The sequence below is a fragment of the Ruegeria sp. A4 genome (assembly GCF_056543025.1).
On the sequence record NZ_JBQGAW010000001.1, the window covers coordinates 836,492 to 855,988 of the forward strand.

The window sequence follows — 19,497 nt, forward strand, 5'->3', positions numbered from 1 at the left end:
CTCCGGCGGGGATATTTTTGGCCAGATGAAGCTGGGATCAGGCGATATGAACGCCGTTGCGCCCGGCCAGATCGACGAAGAACTGCCACGCGACACGGCCTGAACGCGATCCGCGCGTGGCCTGCCATTCAATTGCTTCGGCGCGCAGGATTTCGGCATCGACCGAAACGCCATAGGCGGCACAATAGCGGTCGATCATGGCAAAATATTCGTCCTGATCGCAGGGGTGGAATCCCAGCCACAAACCGAAGCGGTCGGACAGTGATACCTTTTCCTCGACCGCCTCTGACGGGTTGATGGCGCTGGAACGTTCGTTTTCAATCATGTCCCGCGGCATCAGGTGGCGACGGTTCGAGGTCGCGTAGAACACCACGTTTTCCGGGCGACCTTCAATACCGCCATCCAGAACGGCCTTGAGCGATTTGTAATGCTGGTCATCGTGACTGAACGAGAGGTCGTCGCAAAACAGGATGAACCGATAAGGCGCCGCGCGCAGGTGGTTCAGCAGACGCGCGACCGAGCCCATATCCTCGCGCTGTAGCTCCACAAGCTTCAGGTCAGGATGATCTGCGCTCAGCGTGCCGTGGACGGCCTTCACGAGGCTGGATTTGCCCATCCCGCGCGCGCCCCACAACAGCGCATTGTTTGCCTTGTAGCCGGCCGCGAAGCGGCGAGTGTTGTCAAGTAACGTGTCGCGCGACCGATTGATGCCGACCAGCAGATCCAGATCGACGCGATTGACCTGTTCAACCGGTTCCAGGCGTTCCGGTTCCACATGCCAGACAAAGGCCGGGGCCGCATTGAAATCCGGTGTGGCCAAAGGCGCCGGCGCCATGCGCTCCAACGCGGCAGCAATACGGTTCAGGGCTTGGTCGTCCATCGGCTCCTCCGGTCAGATACGGATCGGTTCAAAGCATGTTCTGATTGGCGCAACAAGGCCCGCGAACGAAAAAGGCGCGCCCGAACGGGGCGCGCCTCGGCTGTTGTTTCAGCAGGTTACTTGTCGTCTTCGAATTCCCGCATCAGATCTTCGTCCGCTTCGGCTTCTTCATCGTCATAGTAGCCGTCGGCCCGCAACTGCTCTTCCCGCTTCTTTTCAACCCGGGCCACCAGGAAGATCGAAATCTCGTAGAGGCCATAGACCACGACAAAAAGGATAATCTGCGTGATCACGTCAGGAGGCGTCACGATCGCCGCCAGCACCAGAATGCCGACCACCGCATATTTGCGCACGGCCCCCAGACCCTCGGCGCTGACCAGCCCTGCCTTGCCCATGAGGGTCAGAAGAACCGGCAATTGGAAGCACAGCCCAAAGGCCACGATGAACTTGATCGTCAGGTTCAGGTATTCCTGTGCCGAACCCTGAAACACCACGCTTAGCGGTGCCGCCGTCGCGCCATCGGCCACGGCTTCGCCTTCAGCGCCGAATTGCTGGAACCCAAGGAAAAAGTCATAGGCCAGGGGCGTGACGACATAGAAGGCAAAGCTGGCGCCCAGAAGGAACATGAAGGGCGAGGCCAGCATGAAGGGCAGAAATGCATTCTTTTCTGACTTGTAGAGGCCCGGAGCCACAAAGCGCCACATCTGCATCCCGATATAGGGAAACGCCAGAATGAAGCCCCCCAAAAGCGAGACCTTGATCGCGACAAAGAACCCTTCCTGCGGCGAGATGAAGATCAGGCCGCAATCCTGTCCGCGCTCGGTCAGGACCTCACACAAAGGGTTGGTCAGAAAATTGAAGATCGGTGTAGCGACCGTAAAGCAGATGATCATCCCGACCAGAAAAGCCACGACGCAGTGGATCAACCGCGTGCGCAGCTCGGCCAGGTGCTCGATCAATGGGGCCGAGGTATCTTCGATCTCGTCGGTCTTGGTCATGTTTCGCCTTCAGTCTTCAGCGCCGCTTCGGCTTCTTCGGCCTTGGCCAGGGCCTCGGCAGCTTCCTTGGCCTTGCGCTCGGCGGCAGCGCGGGCCGTTGAGGCCTGAATTTTCTTGGCCTGTTCGGCTCGCTCGGCTGCCAGTTTACCGGTTTCGCTGTCAGGATCGAACTTGGTGGGATCCATGCTTTTTGCCATATCCTGCGCGGCTTGTTTCACGCCGTCCATGGCCGAGCCAACCGGATTCGCAGCGGCGTTGAGACCTTTCTTGATCTCGTTCACACCAGCCTGATCGGCGGCCTCGTTCATGGCGCTGCTGAATTCGCGTGCCATGCCACGGGCCTTGCCGACAAACCGCCCGACATTGCGGAACAAAACCGGCAGGTCCTTCGGCCCGACGACGATCAGGGCGACAATGCCGATGACCAGAAGTTCGGTCCAGCCCAGATCAAACATCTGCGCTTACGCCTTGTCTTTCTCGGTTTCAGGCGTGACGTCCTTGGCCAGTTCCGACGCGTCCTGTTCCAGTTCTTCCGAACCGTCCTTCACGCCCTTCTTGAACGCGGTGATGCCTTTGCCGACTTCGCCCATCAGCGAGCTGATCTTGCCGCGACCAAACAGAACCAGAACCACAACGGCGATCAGCAGAAGACCGGGAAGGCCAATATTGTTCAGCATCTCATTTCTCCTTTTTCATCGGCGCCCTTGTGCGCCGGGAATATGAACTGGGTGCGTGTTTACGCCCCCGGGCCCCGTCCCAAAAGGGATCCGGCACAGATTGAGGGCGAAAATTGACCTCATCTGCAAAAAACTATGGGCTCGCATTTTCCAACTGACAGGTTTATGTCAGTTGGAAGTGGCTAGGAACAAGGCATCGAAACCTGGTCAACGGAGACTCACATGACCCATGTTGCTGAAATCGTCACCTTCACTCTTGCCAACGGCACCACCCCTGAAGAGTTCGTAAAGCTCAGCAAGGCATCCGAAGCCTTTGTTCGCAGCGCGCCCGGCTTTGCCCACCGACAGCTCAGCCAGGGCGCAGACGGCAGCTGGACGGACTATGTCGTCTGGACGGACATGAAGGCCGCGCAGGACGCTGCGGCACAGTTCCCGCAACAGGAATGTGCAGCAGGCATGATGGCAGCCATCAACCCTGAAAGCGTTCAGATGCGCCATGAGGCTGTATTATGGAACATGACTGCCTAGGCGCGGTCCGGACGGCGTGTCATGCGCCGAACTGACCGCCTGTTCGATATCATCCAGATCCTGCGCGACGGCAAACTGCACCGCGCGCAGGACATCGCGGACCGGCTGGAAGTGTCGGTCCGTACCATCTATCGCGACATGGACACGCTGGTCGCCTCGGGCGTTCCGGTCGAAGGAGAGCGCGGCGTGGGGTACATGGTGCGCGAGCAGATCACCCTGCCGCCGCTGAATCTGACCCCGGCAGAGCTTGAGGCCCTGAACCTCGGCATGGCGATCGTGGCCGAAGCCGCAGATCCAGACCTGAAAGCCGCCGCGAACTCTCTGGCAGACAAGATCGACGCCGTTCTGCCCACACAGGTTGTGGCCGAAGCCGATAGCTGGAAATTCGCGGTCTACCCTTTTGCAGATGCAGCCCGCGGGCTTGCACATATGGCTCCGATCCGCGCGGCCATCAAATCACGCCAAAAGCTTCGGCTGTCCTACCGCCGTATTGACGGCGTTCTGACTGAACGCACCATCCGCCCCTTGCATATGGAATACTGGGGACGGGTCTGGACACTTACCGCATGGTGCGAATTGCGCAACGGCTTCCGCGTCTTCCGCATCGACCTGATCGAATCCGTCTCGCCGCTGCCAGAGATCTTCGCGGACGAACCCGGCAAACGCCTGAGCGACTACGACCCAAACGCCTGACACACTTCATCTTTTCAAAAATACTCCCGCCGGAGGCATGGCCCGAAAGGGCCATACACCCTCACTTCAGGTAGGGGTCCGGATCCACCGATTCAAACCCCTTGCGCACCTCGAAATGCACATAGGCATCGTCTCCACCCCTCAACTGCGCCAGCTTTTGTCCACGGCGCACACGATCCCCTTTCTTGACGGTGATGTCATCAACATTGGCATAGACCGTCAGCAGATCGTTTTTGTGTTTGACCACGATGATCGGCACCTGATCCGCGTCCGCGGTGATTGCCGCTACGGTTCCCGCCTCAGCCGCGGTGACGGCTGTGCCGGGGGCCGCAGCGATGTCGATACCTTCGTTCTTGCCCTTTTTGTAGCCGCGGATGATGGTGCCGCTGACCGGCAGGGACAGGGCCGTAGATCGCGTGTTTGTCGGGGCTTCGGCAGTCACATCAGGGGCTTCAGCGCGCGGCGCGACCTTTTCGTCGGGCAAGGGCTGCGTGGCACTTGGAGGCGTCGGCGTCGGCGACCCCTGCCCCGGCTCCGTTACCTCGGTGGCCGCAACCGGTGCCGCTGCAGCAGCGCTTTGACGTGGCGCGGACTGGTTCTTGACCGGGATCAACAGAAACTGACCTTCACGCACGGTGAAGTCAGACCCCAGACCGTTCCATTCCGCCAGCGATTCCACCGGCACCTGATAGAGGCGCGAAATTGTGTAAGCCGTTTCGCCGCGCTTGACCTTGTGGCGGACAGGTTCCGGCCCGCTTGCGACGGGCGCCGGGGCTGGCTTGGCAGGCTCCAGCGTCGTTGTCCGGACGCCCCCCGTTTCAGGGGCCTGATCAATGGCGGCTCCGGCAACTGATGCGATATCTACGCCACTGCCTGCACCTACCGAACGCGGCAAGGCCAGAACTTCGCCCTCTCGCAGGGTGTCGGTTGTCTGAAGGCCGTTGAACCGAGACAGCTCACCCTCGGGCAGGCCGACACGCGCGGCCACATCGCGCACCGTGTCGCCGCGTCGGGCCACGACAACCTGGTAGTTCGGATAGGTTATCACCCCCCGGCTGTCGGGCGACGGGCGCGACGTTGTTGCCGATTGCACTGCATCAGTGGTCGAAAATCCGCCGACCTGACCGCGCAGGTCATAATCCAGTGGCCCTTCACACCCAGCCAGAATGGCCAGAGCGGCCACTCCGGTCGCGCAGCGACGCATAGCTGATTTGGATACTGCACTCATAATTCTGTCCTCAACGCCTGCCCCTGTTGTCCGGGGTTTCGACGACCAATTTATCAAGCCTGTTACGCCTCGTCCTTGCCAAGCCCCTCAAGCAGAGGCACGAAACGGACCGACGTCAATTCTTCATAGTCCAGACCGGCCTCGGTGCGCGTTACTTTGATCAACTGCTGCACCGTGTCCGACTGACCCACGGGTAAAACCATAATACCCCCGATTTTCAGCTGCGCCAAGAGCGGTCCCGGAGGGTCTTCGGCCGCGGCCGTCACGATGATCCGATCAAACGGAGCCTGTTCCGGCAAGCCAAAGGATCCATCCGACAACATGGCCGTTATATTCGTAAGCCCCAAATCGGCAAAAAGCTTCCCTGTCTCGCTGACCAGCCGCCGATGGCGTTCGACCGTATAGACCCTGCGCGCCAGTTTCGACAGGATTGCGGCCTGGTAACCTGACCCGGTTCCGATCTCGAGCACGGTATCGCGCGGCCGAACGTCCAGCGCCTGCGTCATGAGACCAACGACCGACGGCTGACTGATCGTCTGACCGCAGGAGATCGGCAATGGCATGTCCTCGTAAGCGCGATCTGCGAACAGGCCGGTGACAAAGCGGCCCCGATCAACCTGTTCCATTGCCTCCAGAACGCGCGCATCCGTGACCCCCCGTTTGCGCAGGGCAAACAGGAACTGCATCACGGTTTCCGGGTCCAGTCCGCTCATTCGACCGCCTTCAATGCCTCCAGCATGTCATATGCGGTCAAGTCGGCGCGCATCGGCGTAACCGAGATATAGCCTTCCAGATTGACCGCAGCATCCGTTCCCGGCGCAGTCGGGTTATGCTGATAGCCGCCCTTGATCCACAGGAACCGCCGCCCCGAGGGCGAGCTGTGCGGCTCCACCGAAAAATGCGTGTCGCGCCGGAAACCCTGCGCGGCAACGCGCGTACCGCGCACTTCATCTGCCGGGACAGGTGGGAAGTTCACGTTGTAAAACAGGCGGTAATCGCCCTGCTCGGCCGGGGTTGCATCCAAAATACGCCGGACCAGATCGGCCCCGAACCGCGCGGCAGCCTCGAACGGGTCGTCCAGCCCCAGATTTCGCGGGCCGAAATACTGTGACAGAGCAATCGCAGGAACCCCCTGCAGCGCCGCTTCCATCGCTCCGCCGATAGTGCCCGAATAAAGCGTGTTCTCGGCCGAGTTGTTGCCCCGGTTCACGCCGGACAGGACCAGATCCGGCGGGCTGTCTGACATCACGTCATGCAGCCCCGCCAATACACAATCCGCAGGCGACCCCTCCGCCGCATAACGCCGTTCGCCCAGCTTGGCGATCATCGTGGGATGGGTATAGCTGATGCAATGCCCGACACCCGATTGTTCAAAGGCGGGCGCGACCACCCAGACCTCACCATCCGGACCTGCCAGTTCGGCAGCGATCGCCTCCAGCGTGATCAAGCCCGGAGCGTTGATCCCGTCATCATTGGTCAGAAGAATACGCATGTGCCCGATTTACCCCCGCGTTTGGCCCTTGATAGACCCAGCCCCGCGATGCGGCAAGCGACGCGACCCTGCAATCTGAGGCTTTCGCGCACCACTTGCACGGAAATCGCGAGGTTAACTCTGCGCCTCGGGGAAAACGAAACATTTGTCGCGACGAATGGTCAGCCACATGACACGGCCCGGATTGGGCACAAAGACATTCGGAACCGTCGCCCTGAGGATCGAGCCGTCGTAGTCCATGCGAAACTCGACCAGGCTTTCGTTTCCCAGAAAACGCGCACGCTCGACCACGCCCCGCGCGGCAACGCCATCAGTTGCGGTCGGCAGCGGGCCCTTGCCGTTGCGGTCGAAATCCAGTTTGACATGCTGGGGGCGAAATACGATCTCGACATCCGTTCCATCCGGAATACCCGGTGCCAGAAACTGGCCGAACGGCGTGTCTGCCAGCGCTCCGTTCACCTGCGCCCGCAACACGTTGACATCACTGAAAAAGGCCACGGCCGCCTTGTCCGCCGGCCGGGTATAGACATTGTATGGCGCGCCCTGCTGGACGATCTTGCCGCGCCGCATCAGCGCGATCTCATCCGCCATCCGCATCGCCTCTTCCGGTTCATGCGTAACCAGCAGAACGGCCGCATCCTCTTCCTTGAGAATGGACAGCGTCTCATCCCGAATACCGTCGCGCAGACGGTTGTCGAGGCCCGAAAAAGGCTCGTCCATCAGCATGATCCGGGGCCGTGGCGCCAAAGCGCGGGCTAGGGCCACACGTTGTTGCTCGCCGCCCGACAACTGATGCGGGAACCCGTCGATGAACCGCATCAGGTCCACTTTGCGCAAAAGCTCTTCGACCCGGGCTCGTTTCTCGTCCTTGCTGCCTTTCAGGCCAAAGGCCACGTTGTTGGCCACGCTCAGATGCGGAAACAGCGCAAAGTCCTGAAACATCAACCCGATCTCGCGCCGCTCTGGGGGCACCCGAAACACGGTGTCGCAGATCAGTTTGCCATCGACGTAAATCTCCCCCGAGTCCTGCATCTCGACCCCGGCAATCATGCGCAGGGTGGTGGATTTACCGCAGCCGGACGGCCCCAGCAAACACGTCACCTTGCCGGCCTGCACGGTCAATGACACGTCATCCACAACAACCCGCCCTTCGAACCGGCGAATAATGTTGCGAATTTCCAGACGCGGAGGAGTTGCGTTACCTGTCACCGATGGACCCCATTGCCTTTCCCGATCAAATCCATCGGGCTTGGGCGGGGATAGCAACCCCGCCCCTCAGGTGCAAGAGATCAGCAGCAACCGCCGGATGATGCGATTTCACCTGTTGCCTCGAACGGGCTTTCGCCGCCGCAGCCCTCGAAAATGCCGAAATGGGTGGAAAAATCACCGATAAAGTCGAAGTGGCGGGCAAACCGCGTGTCCCGCAGCATCATCCAGGTATTGCCGCAGACCGGAAAGACTTTGCCGGTTTCGATGACGTGGTGATCGTCCAGTACAAACGCATGCGGCGCGTTGGGAACAGTGCCTTTGTAGATCACCGCCTGGCCGTAATCCTCGCAGGCCGGTTCCAGCGCCGGCAGCTTGAACAGACGGTAGGTCGCCGACAAGAATCTGAGCGGGGCAACACGTTCTTCCAGCGCAGGGTTCTCGATGGTCAGCGGGCGGTGCGTCACCCGGCGCGGATCACCGAAACCTGCCTTGCGCGCCATCGACAGGAAATCATTCCAGTACAATGCACCCGACAGACATTCGCCATACAGAACCTCATCCTCGGCCATCGCCTGCGGGACACGGCGGTCGGCATAGACGTCCGAGAAATACATCTCGCCGCCTTCTTTCAGCAACCGGTGCGCGCCGCGCAGCACGGCATCCTTGTCGGTCGCCAGGTTGATGACGCAGTTCGAGACGATGATGTCGAAGGAACCGGGCTCCAGATCCAGTTCCTCCAGCTTCTCGATATAGCCGTGATGGAATTCAACGTTGCTTTTGGCGTGCCCAAAGGCTTGGGCGTGATAGTCCTGATGCGCGCGGGCAACGTCCAGTTGTTCGGGCGTCATGTCCACACCGACGACCCGGCCTTTTTCACCAACCATGGCAGACAGCGCATAGACATCGCGCCCCGCCCCACAGCCAAGATCCAGAATCGACACGCCCTCGAGATCCTGAGGCGCGATCAGACCGCACCCGTAATATCGGGTCAGCACATCGTCATGAATCCTGGACACTATCCGCTTGAGATGATCCGGCATGTCGTCCGGCGTGCAACAGGCGTTGGTCTGCAAGTCCGCACTGCTTTGCAGGACTTCACCATAATAATTCCGTACCGAATCGTGTTTCATCGCTGCTTCCCCGTCATGCGTGTCTGTACGCAGCTAGTGCAGCGGCCTTGCATTCGCAATCCGGCCACGGTCGTTCTGACGAAAGCGTGAGTGTTCCTGCGCCCAACTAACCCAACAACTCAAAGTCCACGCCGGCACGGACAACGCCGTTCACCTGAACCTCAAGCCGATGCGCGCCGGGGATCAGCCTGAAGGTAGACGCATCACCCTTCAGCCTGTGGCGCTTGGCCAAAGTGAGCCTGCCGTTGTTCAAAGCCGCTTGTTTCAGCTTGTACACCTTGGATGATTTTTTTCCCGCAGGGCGCTGAAAATAAATAATATAATCCACCAGAACCGGTTGTTTCCCTGCCCCGGTCAGATCAACGGAAAACTCCAGCGCTTCGCCGATACGGGCCTCGGAACCCAGATCAATTGTCACGGCGATATCCGCAGCAGGGTCATATCCCAGCATCTTCATCGCCTCTGGGTGCCCGGCCTTGACCAATCCGCGCAGCGTATGAGAGGTCATCCACTCCAGCTCTGCCGCGGTCTGTCGCGCCTCGGTGCGCCACTTGTCCAGACGCCCAAGCACCAAGCCCGGGTCTTTCTTGGTGATATCATTCAAATGGTTGGCCACCGACCGCGTGACATACCGGGTCGGATCGCCGTGCAACCGATCCAACAGCGGCAACGGGTCCGTCAGACCCAGACCGATGCCCTGCCCCCATGGCAGACGGGGCCGCGTTCCCTCGCTGACCAATCGGCGCACGTGATAGCTGCCGTGGGTGCACCAGTCCTGCATCCGCCCAAGCACCCTGTCCGGGGCATGGTTCAGAAAAGGCCGAATGGCCCATTCCATCGAAAACCGCTGCGTCAGTTCCTCCAACACATCCAGAGACAGATCAACGTGATCCAGCCCGATGGCCGCAACCCATTCACCCAGCGGCGCGAAAATGAAATCGCCGAAATCATCATCCGATTTGGCAGGGTCCAGCGGAGGCGGCAAAGACCGCAAAATCACCGGGGCGACTGTCGGCAAGTCGCCCGGCACGACCTGTTGCAGACATGTCGCGATCCAGCTCATGCGCTGTTTCAGTTCCAGTTCAGGCAGACGTGACATGACCTGTGCCTGAAACGCAGAGGCGTCGAAACCCGGTTCAGCATCCAAGAACAAGTCGCTGAGAAAACTGACCTTCTCAGCGTTGAACAACTGATCTTTCAACGAAAACCCCTGCGCCATGATCACATCGTCAGGTTGGTCGCACCGCCGTCCAGCAGGATATTCTGGCCAACGATGAAGCCCGCATGTTGCGAACACAGAAACGCGCAGGTCGAACCAAACTCCTGCCGTGAACCATAGCGCCTGACCGGGATCGTCGCCGCACGGTTGGCACGCGCTTCGTCAATCGAAATACCCTGTTGCGCCGCCACACCGCTGTCCAGAGAATCCGCCCGATCCGTGGCGTGGATGCCCGGAAGCAGGTTGTTGATGGTCACCCCGTGTGGCGCCACCTGACGCGAGGTTCCGGCCACATAGCCCGTCAGACCTGTACGCGCCGCGTTTGACAGGCCCAGAACCGCAATCGGCGCTCGCACGGATTGCGAGGTGATATTCACCACCCGGCCCCAACCCTTTTCCATCATTCCGGGAAGCAGGGCCTTCATGAATGCAATCGGCGTCAACATGTTGGCATCCAGCGCCTTGATGAAATCATCACGCTCCCAGTCCGACCACGATCCGGGCGGCGGTCCACCGGCATTTGTCACAAGAATATCAACGCCCTGCGCGGCCTCGATCACCTGCGCCTGACCGTCGGGCGTGGTCACGTCGCAGGCCACGGTCTGCACCTCGACGCCGTGTTCTGACCGAAGGCGTGCGGCTTCAGCCTCCAACACCTCGGTGCCGCGTGCGTTCATCACCAGATTCACGCCAGCCGCAGCAAGCGCCTCGGCGCAGCCAAGACCCAATCCCTTGCTGCTGGCACAGACCAGCGCGCGTTTTCCTTGAATTCCCAGATCCATACGATCCTCCCTGTCAGTCATCGCCGCATGTCTAGCACCGGCCAGACAGGGAAGACCAGAAACGGATCGTCGATCAATAGAAGAACTCTTCCCGGATGATCTTGCCGTCGGCGACGTGATAGACACCAACCTCGCGCATCTCGAACGCTTCGCCGGTTTCCTTCACGGTGCCCTGCACTTCGAAAATCACGGCAAAACGGTCTTCGCCATGAGGAAGCGGATCGCTGACAGACGCACCAGACACTTCATGAGCGCTTTCCCACCACTCATGCTTGCCACGGATGGCGTCGATCCCTTTGGTTTCCCGACCCATTCCCTGAAAATCCTGCCCTTCAACCGACACCGCATCCTGCGCATACAGCTTGGACAGGTTTTCCTTGGCCCGGTCTTCCCGGCAACCAGCCACGAGTTCATCGGCAATCTCTTTCAAATTCATTGATCCACTCCATCATTTGTTCACTATATGTTCTTTCTGCCACAGACCCATGATTCGTACCAGACCCTTTGTCTTGCTTCGGCAGGATTCCCCGCATATACGCGCGCTCATGCTTGATACCTCGAACCAACCCACCCTGCCGCCCGAGATCGCCCGACGCCGGACGTTCGCCATCATCTCGCACCCGGATGCGGGCAAGACCACGCTGACGGAAAAGTTCCTGCTGTACGGGGGCGCGATCCAGATGGCCGGTCAGGTGCGCGCCAAAGGCGAGGCGCGGCGGACCCGGTCGGACTTCATGCAGATGGAAAAGGATCGCGGCATCTCAGTCTCGGCCTCGGCGATGTCGTTCGACTATGGGAACTTCCGGTTCAACCTGGTGGATACACCCGGCCACAGCGATTTCTCGGAAGACACCTATCGCACGCTGACAGCCGTGGACGCGGCCGTCATGGTGATCGACGGCGCGAAAGGTGTGGAAAGCCAGACGCAGAAACTGTTCGAGGTCTGCCGCTTGCGCGATCTGCCGATCCTGACCTTCTGCAACAAGATGGACCGCGAAAGCCGCGACACGTTCGAGATCATCGACGAAATTCAGGAAATGCTGGCCATCGACGTCACGCCCGCCGCCTGGCCCATCGGCGTGGGGCGCGACTTCATCGGCTGCTATGACATGCTGCGCGACCGGCTGGAACTGATGGACCGCGCCGACCGCAACAAGGTGGCGGAAAGCATCGAAATCAACGGGTTGGACGACCCCAAACTGGCCGAACACGTCCCCGAGCATCTGCTGGACAAACTGCTGGAAGAGGTCGAGATGGCGCGCGAATTGCTGCCCGCGCTTGACCCGCAGGCAGTATTGGAAGGCCACATGACACCGATCTGGTTCGGCTCCGCCATCAACTCGTTCGGCGTCAAGGAACTGATGGAGGGCATCGGCGCCTATGGTCCGCAGCCACAGGTTCAATCCGCAGAACCCCGCCAGATTTCCCCGGATGAAAAGAAAGTTGCAGGCTTTGTGTTCAAGGTTCAGGCCAACATGGACCCCAAACACCGCGACCGGGTGGCCTTTGTCCGCATGGCCAGCGGTCACTTCAAGCGTGGCATGAAGCTGACCCATGTGCGGTCGAAAAAGCCGATGGCGATCTCGAACCCGGTTCTGTTCCTCGCGTCCGACCGCGAGTTGGCGGAAGAGGCCTGGGCCGGTGACATCATCGGCATTCCCAACCACGGGCAGCTGCGCATTGGCGATACGCTGACCGAAGGCGAAGCGCTGCGGGTGACCGGCATCCCGTCGTTTGCGCCGGAACTGCTGCAAGGCGTCCGCGCGGGCGACCCGATGAAAGCCAAGCATCTGGAAAAAGCCCTTATGCAATTCGCCGAAGAAGGTGCGGCCAAGGTGTTCAAGCCTTCGATCGGCTCGGGCTTTATCGTGGGGGTCGTGGGTGCATTGCAGTTCGAAGTGCTCGCCAGCCGGATCGAGATGGAATACGGCCTGCCGGTACGGTTCGAAGCATCGCAGTTCACCTCGGCCCGCTGGGTAAGCGGTGACAAGGCCGAAGTCGAGAAATTCGTGGGCGCCAACAAGCAGCACATCGCGCATGATCATGACGGCGACATCGTCTATCTGACCCGCCTGCAATGGGATATCGATCGGGTGGTCCGTGACTATCCCGCGCTGAACCTGACCGCGACAAAAGAGATGATGACCTGAGGCAACTGTCTGATTGCACAGGCAGGTTTGGCTGTGCAATCCTGCGCGCATGAGTGACGACGAACTGACCTATCCCGGTGGCCTGCCCGACATGCTGGACAGCTATGAGAACCGGCGCAGCCCGTTTCAGTTCGGCACCCTGACCCTGCCCGAGCTTGACGTCGATCTGGATGATCTGGCCAAACGCATCGTGCCCGACACCGCCACCGAATTGCCACCCGGGCGCAGCACCACCTGGGATCGCAAACGCGTTCAGATCGCGCGGGAATTCGTCGGAAAGTCAGAGCTTGCCTTCCTGAACGCCCAGCTGATCTCGAATCTCAGAAAACGCTCCTTTCCGCGTCAGGCCCCTGCGCTGTTCTGCCGGTTGTGGGACGAACATTCCGACCATCTTCTTTCCGCCCTCGACCTGCGTTGGCTGGTATCGTCTGTTCAGACTTTTGCGGATCACGGTCAAACGCCGACACAGCGCGAGGTCGGACATGCCTTGCGCGTGTTCTTCAGCATGATGAAGCTGTATGAGTTCGAGCGGCTCTTCTCGGGGCTGGCCCCCGAAACGCCGTTTCAGTTCAAGGACAGGAACCACGTCCCGCTGCCCTATCAGATGAAAGGCTTTTCCTTTGAAAAAGGCGGGCTGGACGTCAATCTCATCGCTCCGATCTGGACCAAGGCGATGAACGATCCCACGATTGCACCGCTGGTGGATCACCTGATGATCCAATTGAACAAGGACCCAGGTGGAGTTTTTCGACGCCTGAAACGCATGCGCGACACCCGCGCACCGCGCAAATGACCACCTGGGGCATTGTCTCCATGGTCCGGGGACCAACCGAAGACGTCCTTCGGTTCGTGGCCCATCACCTCGAACTGGGGGCGGATTTCATATATATCTACATGGACGAACCCAACCGCCGCACGTTCAGGGCTCTGAGAATGCATCCCAAGGTCCGGGTCCGTAACTGTGATGACGCCTTTTGGGAAAAACGCGGACGCGCACGGCCGGAAAAGCATCAGGTGCGCCAGTCGGTTCACGCCACTTTTGCCTATCGAAACACCCGGCTGGATTGGTTGACACATATCGATGTGGATGAGTTTCTTTGGCCGGCGGCCCCCATTTCCGATGTTCTGCGCGATGTTCCAGACACGGTTCCCGCGGTGCGTGTCCGCCCGTTGGAGGCCTTGGCCGGGGGCGATGACCTGTACAAAGCTCATATCCCGCATGGCCCGAACCGCGAAGCGCTGGTCGAGACCATTTACCCGAATTACGGCGCCTTCGTCATGGGCGGTTTCCTGAGTCACGTGCAGGGAAAGCTGTTCGTGCGCACCGGGTTGAAAAACCTGAGCATCCGCATCCACAACCTGTTTCAGAACAAGGTGCTGCTGCCCTGCAAATACGAACTTCCGCAGATCGATCTGTGCCATCGTCATGCCCCGGACTGGGACCACTGGATAGCACATTACCAGTTCCGCATGGATCGTGGCTCGTACCAGGCCGGCATGGCTCCGAATGTTCCGCGCGAACAGGGCGGGCTGAGCAAGAACGAACTGCTCAACTGGATCGAGGCCGAGCAGGGCATGGACGGGCTGCGTGCGTTCTACAATGAAATGAGCGGCGCGGACGCAGAGGTGCGCGCCAACCTGGAACGCCACGGCCTGCTGCGCCACCGCCCTTTGAACCTGGACGAAAAACTACAGAAACACTTCCCCGGAAGTTGCTGAATTGTTGCTGAAATTCACCGCAGACAACAGGCAGGGTCAGGTGAAATTCTCTTCATTTGACCCCGATCAACGTTTTTGTTATGTCCGCGTACAAGCCGAAATGTCGCATAACGCGCATGGCCATCCGGGCCCGGCACATCTTTGACGCGCGGGCCAGGTCAAGTGTCCGCAAAAACCGGACATACATGACAAAATTCAACGAACTGAACCTGAACCCGAAGGTCCTCAAAGCCATTGAAGAGGCCGGATACGAATCCCCCACTCCGATCCAGGAAGGCGCGATTCCGCCCGCTCTGGAAGGCCGTGATGTCTTGGGGATTGCCCAGACCGGCACTGGCAAGACCGCCAGCTTCACACTGCCGATGATCACCCTGCTGGCCCGTGGCCGCGCCCGCGCGCGCATGCCGCGCTCGCTGGTGCTGTGCCCGACGCGGGAACTGGCCGCCCAGGTGGCCGAGAATTTCGACACCTATACCAAACACCTGAAACTGACCAAGGCGCTGTTGATCGGCGGTGTCAGCTTCAAGGAACAAGAGGCGCTGATCGATCGCGGCGTCGACGTTCTGATCGCCACTCCGGGCCGCCTGCTGGACCATTTCGAACGTGGCAAGCTGCTGCTGACCGGTGTTCAGATCATGGTGGTGGACGAAGCCGACCGGATGCTGGATATGGGCTTTATTCCTGATATCGAACGCATCTTCTCGCTGACGCCGTTCACGCGGCAGACATTGTTCTTCTCGGCGACCATGGCTTCCGAGATCGAGCGCATCACGGATACTTTCCTGTCCGCCCCTGCCCGGGTTGAAGTCGCCCGGCAAGCGACCGCATCCGAGACGATCGAACAGGGCGTTGTCATGTTCAAAGGCGGCCGTCGGGACCGCGAAGCAAGCCAGAAACGCAACGTGCTGCGCGCCTTGATCGACGCAGAGGGCGAAAAGTGTACCAACGCAATCATCTTCTGCAACCGTAAGACAGATGTCGATATCTGCGCGAAATCGCTGAAGAAATACGGCTATGACGCCGCTGCGATCCATGGCGATCTGGACCAATCGCAGCGGATGAAGACGCTGGACGGGTTCCGCGACGGATCATTGCGTCTGCTGGTTGCGTCCGACGTCGCTGCGCGCGGTCTGGATGTTCCAGCCGTCAGCCACGTGTTCAATTTCGACGTCCCCGGCCACCCCGAGGATTACGTGCACCGTATCGGCCGCACCGGTCGCGCCGGGCGCGAAGGCAAGGCCATCACGATCTGCTCGGTCCGCGATGAAAAAGCCCTGGCTGCGATCGAAAAGCTGATCCAGAAGGACATCCCGCGCATCGACAATCCGGTCAAGGAAGAGCCCAAGCCTGAAAAGCCGAAGCCCGAGAAAAAAGCCCGGGACTCCGAAACCAAGAAAGACACCCGGAAAGAGCGAGAGCCCAAAGGGCGTAGCCGCGGGCGCAAGGAAGACAATGGCCGGGCCGTGGTGGGTATGGGCGATCACCTGCCCAGCTTCATTGCCTTGAGCTTTGACGAGCGTCGTGCCGGCTAAATCGCCAGCACCAAGGCCAGTATCGAGACACCCAACAGCAACATCCCGGCGATTTCTCGCCGGGTGATCGTCTCGCGGAAAAACAGGATCGAGGCCATCAGGCTGAAGATCAGTTCTACCTGCCCCAGCGCTTTGACATAGGCTGCGTTTTGCAGGGTGAAGGCCCAGAACCAACAAAACGAACCGCCCAGACTGGTCAGGCCGACAAACACGCCGGTGGATCGGGTCTGCCACACCGCGCGCAGTTCGGCCCGGTCGCGCCACAACAGCCACAGGCCCATGCTGACAAACTGAAACGTCACGACGGCGGCCAGGGTGATCAGTGCCCGGAACCAGGCGTCGACATCACCCAATTGCAACGAGGCCCCGCGATAGCTGACGGCGGAAAAGGCAAACAAAACCCCTGATCCAAGCCCCAATTGGGACGCGCGGTTGGTCAGATGCCGCCACCAGGCGCCGCCTCCTCCGGGGGTTTTCGACAGCAAAAGCACCGCCATCAACCCCAACAGGATCGCAACCAGCGCGCCGCTGGAAACGCTGTCGCCCAAAACCAGAAAGCCGACGATCGCGGTCTGAATGACTTCGGTTTTCTTGAAGGTGATCCCGACCGCAAAGTTTCGTTGTTTGAACAACGCCACAACACAGATCGTCGCCAGGATTTGCGCCGTGCCTCCGATGACGGCGTACAGCCAGAACACTCCGCCAATCGGAGGCAGGCTGGCGCCCGTCGTCAGCATCGCCACAAACAGCCCGGCAACGGCCAGCGGCATGGAATACGCAAATCGCGCAAAGGTCGCGCCGGCGGCGGACAGTTTCACGCTGCTCAGGGATTTTTGCAGCATGAACCGCACGGTCTGAAAACTGGCGGCGGCGATGGTGACAGGGATCCAGAGACTCATGTCACCCGTTGTGTCGTCAAATCAAGACTTTGGCCAGAGCGGATGCGGCACCGGGTCCTTGGCACGTAGCAGATACTGCCGGAAAATCTGTGCATACGAGCGGTAAACATACGCCTCGTTGCAGGCCAGATACCTGTCTTTACCATCCCGATACAACGTCGGCAGCCGATACCATGGCGCGGCGGGATTCATGTGATGAACAACATGCAGGTTGTTGTTCAGAAACAGAAATGCCAGCGGCCCGCTGTCTTCGATAATCACGGTCCGCGCGCGAGACTTCTCGTGCGCGCGGTGTTCCAGAAACGTGCGGATCTTCAGCAACGCCAGCCCGATATAGGCCGAAATCAGATAGGCCCAGATCGGCATGGCCGATTGTGCAACGATCCACAGCACCGCAACCGCGCCGGGGATATGCAATGCCCAGGCCAGAAGGATCGCCCTGTCGCCGCGCCCCAGCCCCCGCCATTCGTCGCGCAGAAACAGCACCTGCCCAATGGCCGGACCCAGAACCATCCGCCCCAGAAGCGTGTTGTTCAGGGCCAGCACAGCCTGCACGCCGCGCGGCAGGTCCGCCCAAACCTTGGGATCCAGATAGTTGGACTCGGGGTCGTCATACGGGTCGGTCAAGGTGGCATCCTGATGATGCGCCAGATGCAGATCGCGAAAACGGTCATACGGAATGGCCAGGGTCAGCGGCAGCGCCATCAGCGCCTCATTCAGCCATTTGGCTCGGAACGGGTGCCCGTGCAGGACTTCGTGCGTCAAAGACGAATGCAGGGCCGCAACAAAGCCCAAAGCCAGCACCGCCAACCACAGCGAAATATCCGCCAGCCAGAACAGCCCGACCAGCCATGCGGCATAGCAGCCGACGATCAGGGCAAATGTACCCCATTCGGGCGACTTGGGTGTCGAGGGCTCAGCCATTGCGCCCCCACGAAACTCCGTCCCAAATTCTTTCATAGACAATGTAAAGCGCCAGGCCGATGGCGGTATTCGCCAGCGCCAATGCCCCGCCGACGGCGGCCGAGCCTGTGGCGATCAGGCCCACCAGCGTCATGGTGGCCAGCCCCATGACACTCCACACGATTGCTTTCACGACAGATCTTCGCCGCGTTTCCATTCCGAACCCCATTCTTTTTGTTTTTACAAAGGGGTTACCGTTCAGTGCATGCGCTGAAAATTCTGAATATGATTAACAAAATTCATCAATTGTGATATTTTTCATCTTATGCAGGAAAATATCGACAAACGCGACCGCGCCGCTCAATTCCGCCTACGCCTTGCCCGCGCGATGGAGGACCGTCACGTCAGCCAAAGCGCGCTTGCGCGCCATATCGGCGTGGACCGATCAACCGTATCCCAGTTGTTGGCCGATCATGGCGCGCGTCTTCCCAATGCGCATGTTGTGGGTGGCTGCGCCGCAGCACTGGGCGTTTCGGCTGACTGGTTGCTGGGCCTGTCCGACAGACCGGAAAGCGCGGCGGAAATTCTGGCCAGTACCCTGTCCATTACCGAAGCGCCCCGCGCCCTGGTCGATGAGCGGATTTTCGACTGGCACAAAGAAGCCGCCGGGTACAAGATCCGCTATGTCCCGGCCACCCTGCCCGACATGCTCAAGACGCGCGCGGTGCTGGAGTGGGAATATGCCCCCCATCTGGGGCGCACGGCGGATCAGGCCATCGGTGCGTCCGAAGACAGGTTGGCGTGGATGCGCAGTGCGCAGTCTGATTACGAAATTGCCATGCCATTGTTCGAGATCGAGAGCTTTGCCAGCGGCACGGGGTATTACCATGGCCTTTGTCCGGAAATTCGTCTGGAGCAGATCGATCATCTGCTGGCGCTGTGTGAACAGCTTTATCCCCGAATGCGTGTCTATCTGTTCGATGCCAAACGGCTTTATTCAGCCCCTGTAACGATTTTCGGGCCGCTGCTGTGCGTTTTTTATGCAGGCAGTCACTATATGGCGTTCCGAGACCGGGACCGGATCGAGACGTTTTCACGGCACTTCGACACACTTGTGCGCGAGGCCGATGTGGCCGCCCGCGATTTCCCGGACCACTTGCGACAACTCAGAACGGCTGTATCCGGCAAGAATTGATGCAGCGGCGCAAAACCTGTGCTATCGTCCCTTGGCGCGAACCAACGGGCATTCCGATCACAAACGGAGGACCACAGGAATGGACGCAATTCAAACCGCTCAATATGCGCGCGCGCTGTATGCCGCGCACGGAGACCGGGCCGAGGCGGAAGCCGCGCAGAAAATGCGTGAATGCGAAGCCGCCGGAAACCAGAAAGAGGCGCAGGATTGGCAGGCGGTCCGTCAGACCATCCGCCAGATCCGCGGACCAAATCAGGGCTGAC

The 19,497-nt window shown here is 59.9% G+C and carries 23 protein-coding genes; 8 read left to right on the forward strand and 15 right to left on the reverse strand.

Features of this window, described 5'->3' with window-relative positions; genetic code table 11:
- Window positions 1-37: 37 nt before the first annotated feature.
- The 4 genes from ACR0E2_RS04120 to ACR0E2_RS04135 all read right to left on the reverse strand — a co-directional run bounded on the left by ACR0E2_RS04120 (window position 38) and on the right by ACR0E2_RS04135 (window position 2,555).
- Window positions 38-880: an ATP-binding protein gene (locus ACR0E2_RS04120; RefSeq protein ID WP_152458173.1), complete on the reverse strand. Its 843-nt coding sequence runs from the start codon at window positions 878-880 to the stop codon at window positions 38-40.
- A 116-nt stretch (window positions 881-996) separates the two neighbouring features.
- On the reverse strand, window positions 997-1,878 hold the full coding sequence (gene tatC, locus ACR0E2_RS04125) for a twin-arginine translocase subunit TatC (RefSeq protein WP_171228196.1): 882 nt from the start codon (window positions 1,876-1,878) through the stop codon (window positions 997-999).
- A complete protein-coding gene (tatB, locus tag ACR0E2_RS04130; RefSeq protein ID WP_152458175.1) occupies window positions 1,875-2,333 on the reverse strand; it encodes a Sec-independent protein translocase protein TatB in 459 nt (152 codons plus the stop codon). The genes tatC and tatB overlap by 4 nt, the downstream gene beginning before the upstream one ends.
- A gap of 6 nt (window positions 2,334-2,339) precedes the next feature.
- Window positions 2,340-2,555, reverse strand: a complete 216-nt coding sequence (locus ACR0E2_RS04135) for a twin-arginine translocase TatA/TatE family subunit (protein WP_152458176.1) — start codon at window positions 2,553-2,555, stop codon at window positions 2,340-2,342.
- A gap of 222 nt (window positions 2,556-2,777) precedes the next feature.
- Here ACR0E2_RS04135 and ACR0E2_RS04140 point away from each other — a divergent pair, with 222 nt between their 5' ends.
- The gene (locus ACR0E2_RS04140; RefSeq protein WP_480445315.1) at window positions 2,778-3,083 is read left to right on the forward strand and encodes a hypothetical protein; all 306 of its coding nucleotides are present in this window, start codon (window positions 2,778-2,780) and stop codon (window positions 3,081-3,083) included.
- Between the two features lie 21 nt (window positions 3,084-3,104).
- Entirely contained in the window at window positions 3,105-3,776 is a 672-nt protein-coding gene (locus ACR0E2_RS04145) for a helix-turn-helix transcriptional regulator (RefSeq protein ID WP_171167846.1), read from the forward strand.
- A 61-nt stretch (window positions 3,777-3,837) separates the two neighbouring features.
- On the opposite strand, the gene ACR0E2_RS04150 is transcribed toward ACR0E2_RS04145, so the two are convergent.
- From ACR0E2_RS04150 to ACR0E2_RS04185, 8 genes are all read right to left on the reverse strand, one after another.
- Entirely contained in the window at window positions 3,838-5,004 is a 1,167-nt protein-coding gene (locus ACR0E2_RS04150; protein ID WP_152458179.1) for a peptidoglycan DD-metalloendopeptidase family protein, read from the reverse strand.
- Between the two features lie 62 nt (window positions 5,005-5,066).
- Entirely contained in the window at window positions 5,067-5,717 is a 651-nt protein-coding gene (locus ACR0E2_RS04155; protein ID WP_152458180.1) for a protein-L-isoaspartate(D-aspartate) O-methyltransferase, read from the reverse strand.
- Complete coding sequence (gene surE / locus ACR0E2_RS04160; protein ID WP_480445317.1) at window positions 5,714-6,496, reverse strand: 5'/3'-nucleotidase SurE; 783 nt, start codon at window positions 6,494-6,496, stop codon at window positions 5,714-5,716. Before surE ends, ACR0E2_RS04155 begins: the two co-directional genes overlap by 4 nt.
- Window positions 6,497-6,610: 114 nt before the next feature.
- Entirely contained in the window at window positions 6,611-7,705 is a 1,095-nt protein-coding gene (locus ACR0E2_RS04165) for an ABC transporter ATP-binding protein (RefSeq protein ID WP_171231521.1), read from the reverse strand.
- Window positions 7,706-7,785: 80 nt separating this feature from the next.
- On the reverse strand, window positions 7,786-8,835 hold the full coding sequence (locus ACR0E2_RS04170; RefSeq protein WP_480445318.1) for a methyltransferase domain-containing protein: 1,050 nt from the start codon (window positions 8,833-8,835) through the stop codon (window positions 7,786-7,788).
- A 106-nt stretch (window positions 8,836-8,941) separates the two neighbouring features.
- Window positions 8,942-10,054: a hypothetical protein gene (locus ACR0E2_RS04175; RefSeq protein ID WP_480445319.1), complete on the reverse strand. Its 1,113-nt coding sequence runs from the start codon at window positions 10,052-10,054 to the stop codon at window positions 8,942-8,944.
- A gap of 2 nt (window positions 10,055-10,056) precedes the next feature.
- Window positions 10,057-10,836: an SDR family oxidoreductase gene (locus tag ACR0E2_RS04180; RefSeq protein ID WP_171639979.1), complete on the reverse strand. Its 780-nt coding sequence runs from the start codon at window positions 10,834-10,836 to the stop codon at window positions 10,057-10,059.
- Window positions 10,837-10,909: 73 nt separating this feature from the next.
- Window positions 10,910-11,272 carry a nuclear transport factor 2 family protein gene (locus ACR0E2_RS04185; protein ID WP_152458185.1) on the reverse strand — a complete coding sequence of 121 codons (363 nt, stop codon included), beginning with the start codon at window positions 11,270-11,272 and terminating at the stop codon, window positions 10,910-10,912.
- Between the two features lie 109 nt (window positions 11,273-11,381).
- On the opposite strand from ACR0E2_RS04185, the gene ACR0E2_RS04190 reads away from it, so the two are divergent.
- From ACR0E2_RS04190 to ACR0E2_RS04205, 4 genes are all read left to right on the forward strand, one after another.
- A complete protein-coding gene (locus ACR0E2_RS04190; protein WP_171228366.1) occupies window positions 11,382-12,986 on the forward strand; it encodes a peptide chain release factor 3 in 1,605 nt (534 codons plus the stop codon).
- A 49-nt stretch (window positions 12,987-13,035) separates the two neighbouring features.
- Window positions 13,036-13,779, forward strand: a complete 744-nt coding sequence (locus ACR0E2_RS04195) for a hypothetical protein (protein WP_171328172.1) — start codon at window positions 13,036-13,038, stop codon at window positions 13,777-13,779.
- On the forward strand, window positions 13,776-14,705 hold the full coding sequence (locus ACR0E2_RS04200) for a glycosyltransferase family 2 protein (RefSeq protein WP_480445321.1): 930 nt from the start codon (window positions 13,776-13,778) through the stop codon (window positions 14,703-14,705). Before ACR0E2_RS04195 ends, ACR0E2_RS04200 begins: the two co-directional genes overlap by 4 nt.
- A 185-nt stretch (window positions 14,706-14,890) precedes the next feature.
- On the forward strand, window positions 14,891-16,237 hold the full coding sequence (locus ACR0E2_RS04205; protein WP_480445322.1) for a DEAD/DEAH box helicase: 1,347 nt from the start codon (window positions 14,891-14,893) through the stop codon (window positions 16,235-16,237).
- Here ACR0E2_RS04205 and ACR0E2_RS04210 read toward each other — a convergent pair.
- The 3 genes from ACR0E2_RS04210 to ACR0E2_RS04220 are packed head-to-tail and all read right to left on the reverse strand — an operon-like array spanning window position 16,234 to window position 18,256.
- A complete protein-coding gene (locus ACR0E2_RS04210) occupies window positions 16,234-17,136 on the reverse strand; it encodes an EamA family transporter (RefSeq protein WP_171328171.1) in 903 nt (300 codons plus the stop codon). The genes ACR0E2_RS04205 and ACR0E2_RS04210 overlap by 4 nt on opposite strands.
- 21 nt (window positions 17,137-17,157) lie before the next feature.
- Window positions 17,158-18,060, reverse strand: a complete 903-nt coding sequence (locus tag ACR0E2_RS04215) for a fatty acid desaturase (RefSeq protein WP_480445324.1) — start codon at window positions 18,058-18,060, stop codon at window positions 17,158-17,160.
- Window positions 18,053-18,256 (reverse strand): DUF2061 domain-containing protein, encoded by a 204-nt coding sequence (locus tag ACR0E2_RS04220; protein ID WP_480445325.1) that lies wholly within the window; start codon window positions 18,254-18,256, stop codon window positions 18,053-18,055. The genes ACR0E2_RS04215 and ACR0E2_RS04220 overlap by 8 nt, the downstream gene beginning before the upstream one ends.
- Before the next feature lie 108 nt (window positions 18,257-18,364).
- Between ACR0E2_RS04220 and ACR0E2_RS04225 the strand changes: the two genes are divergently transcribed.
- Window positions 18,365-19,234: a helix-turn-helix domain-containing protein gene (locus ACR0E2_RS04225; RefSeq protein ID WP_480445327.1), complete on the forward strand. Its 870-nt coding sequence runs from the start codon at window positions 18,365-18,367 to the stop codon at window positions 19,232-19,234.
- A gap of 79 nt (window positions 19,235-19,313) precedes the next feature.
- Window positions 19,314-19,496 carry a hypothetical protein gene (locus ACR0E2_RS04230; protein WP_117868740.1) on the forward strand — a complete coding sequence of 61 codons (183 nt, stop codon included), beginning with the start codon at window positions 19,314-19,316 and terminating at the stop codon, window positions 19,494-19,496.
- Window position 19,497 lies beyond the last annotated feature (1 nt).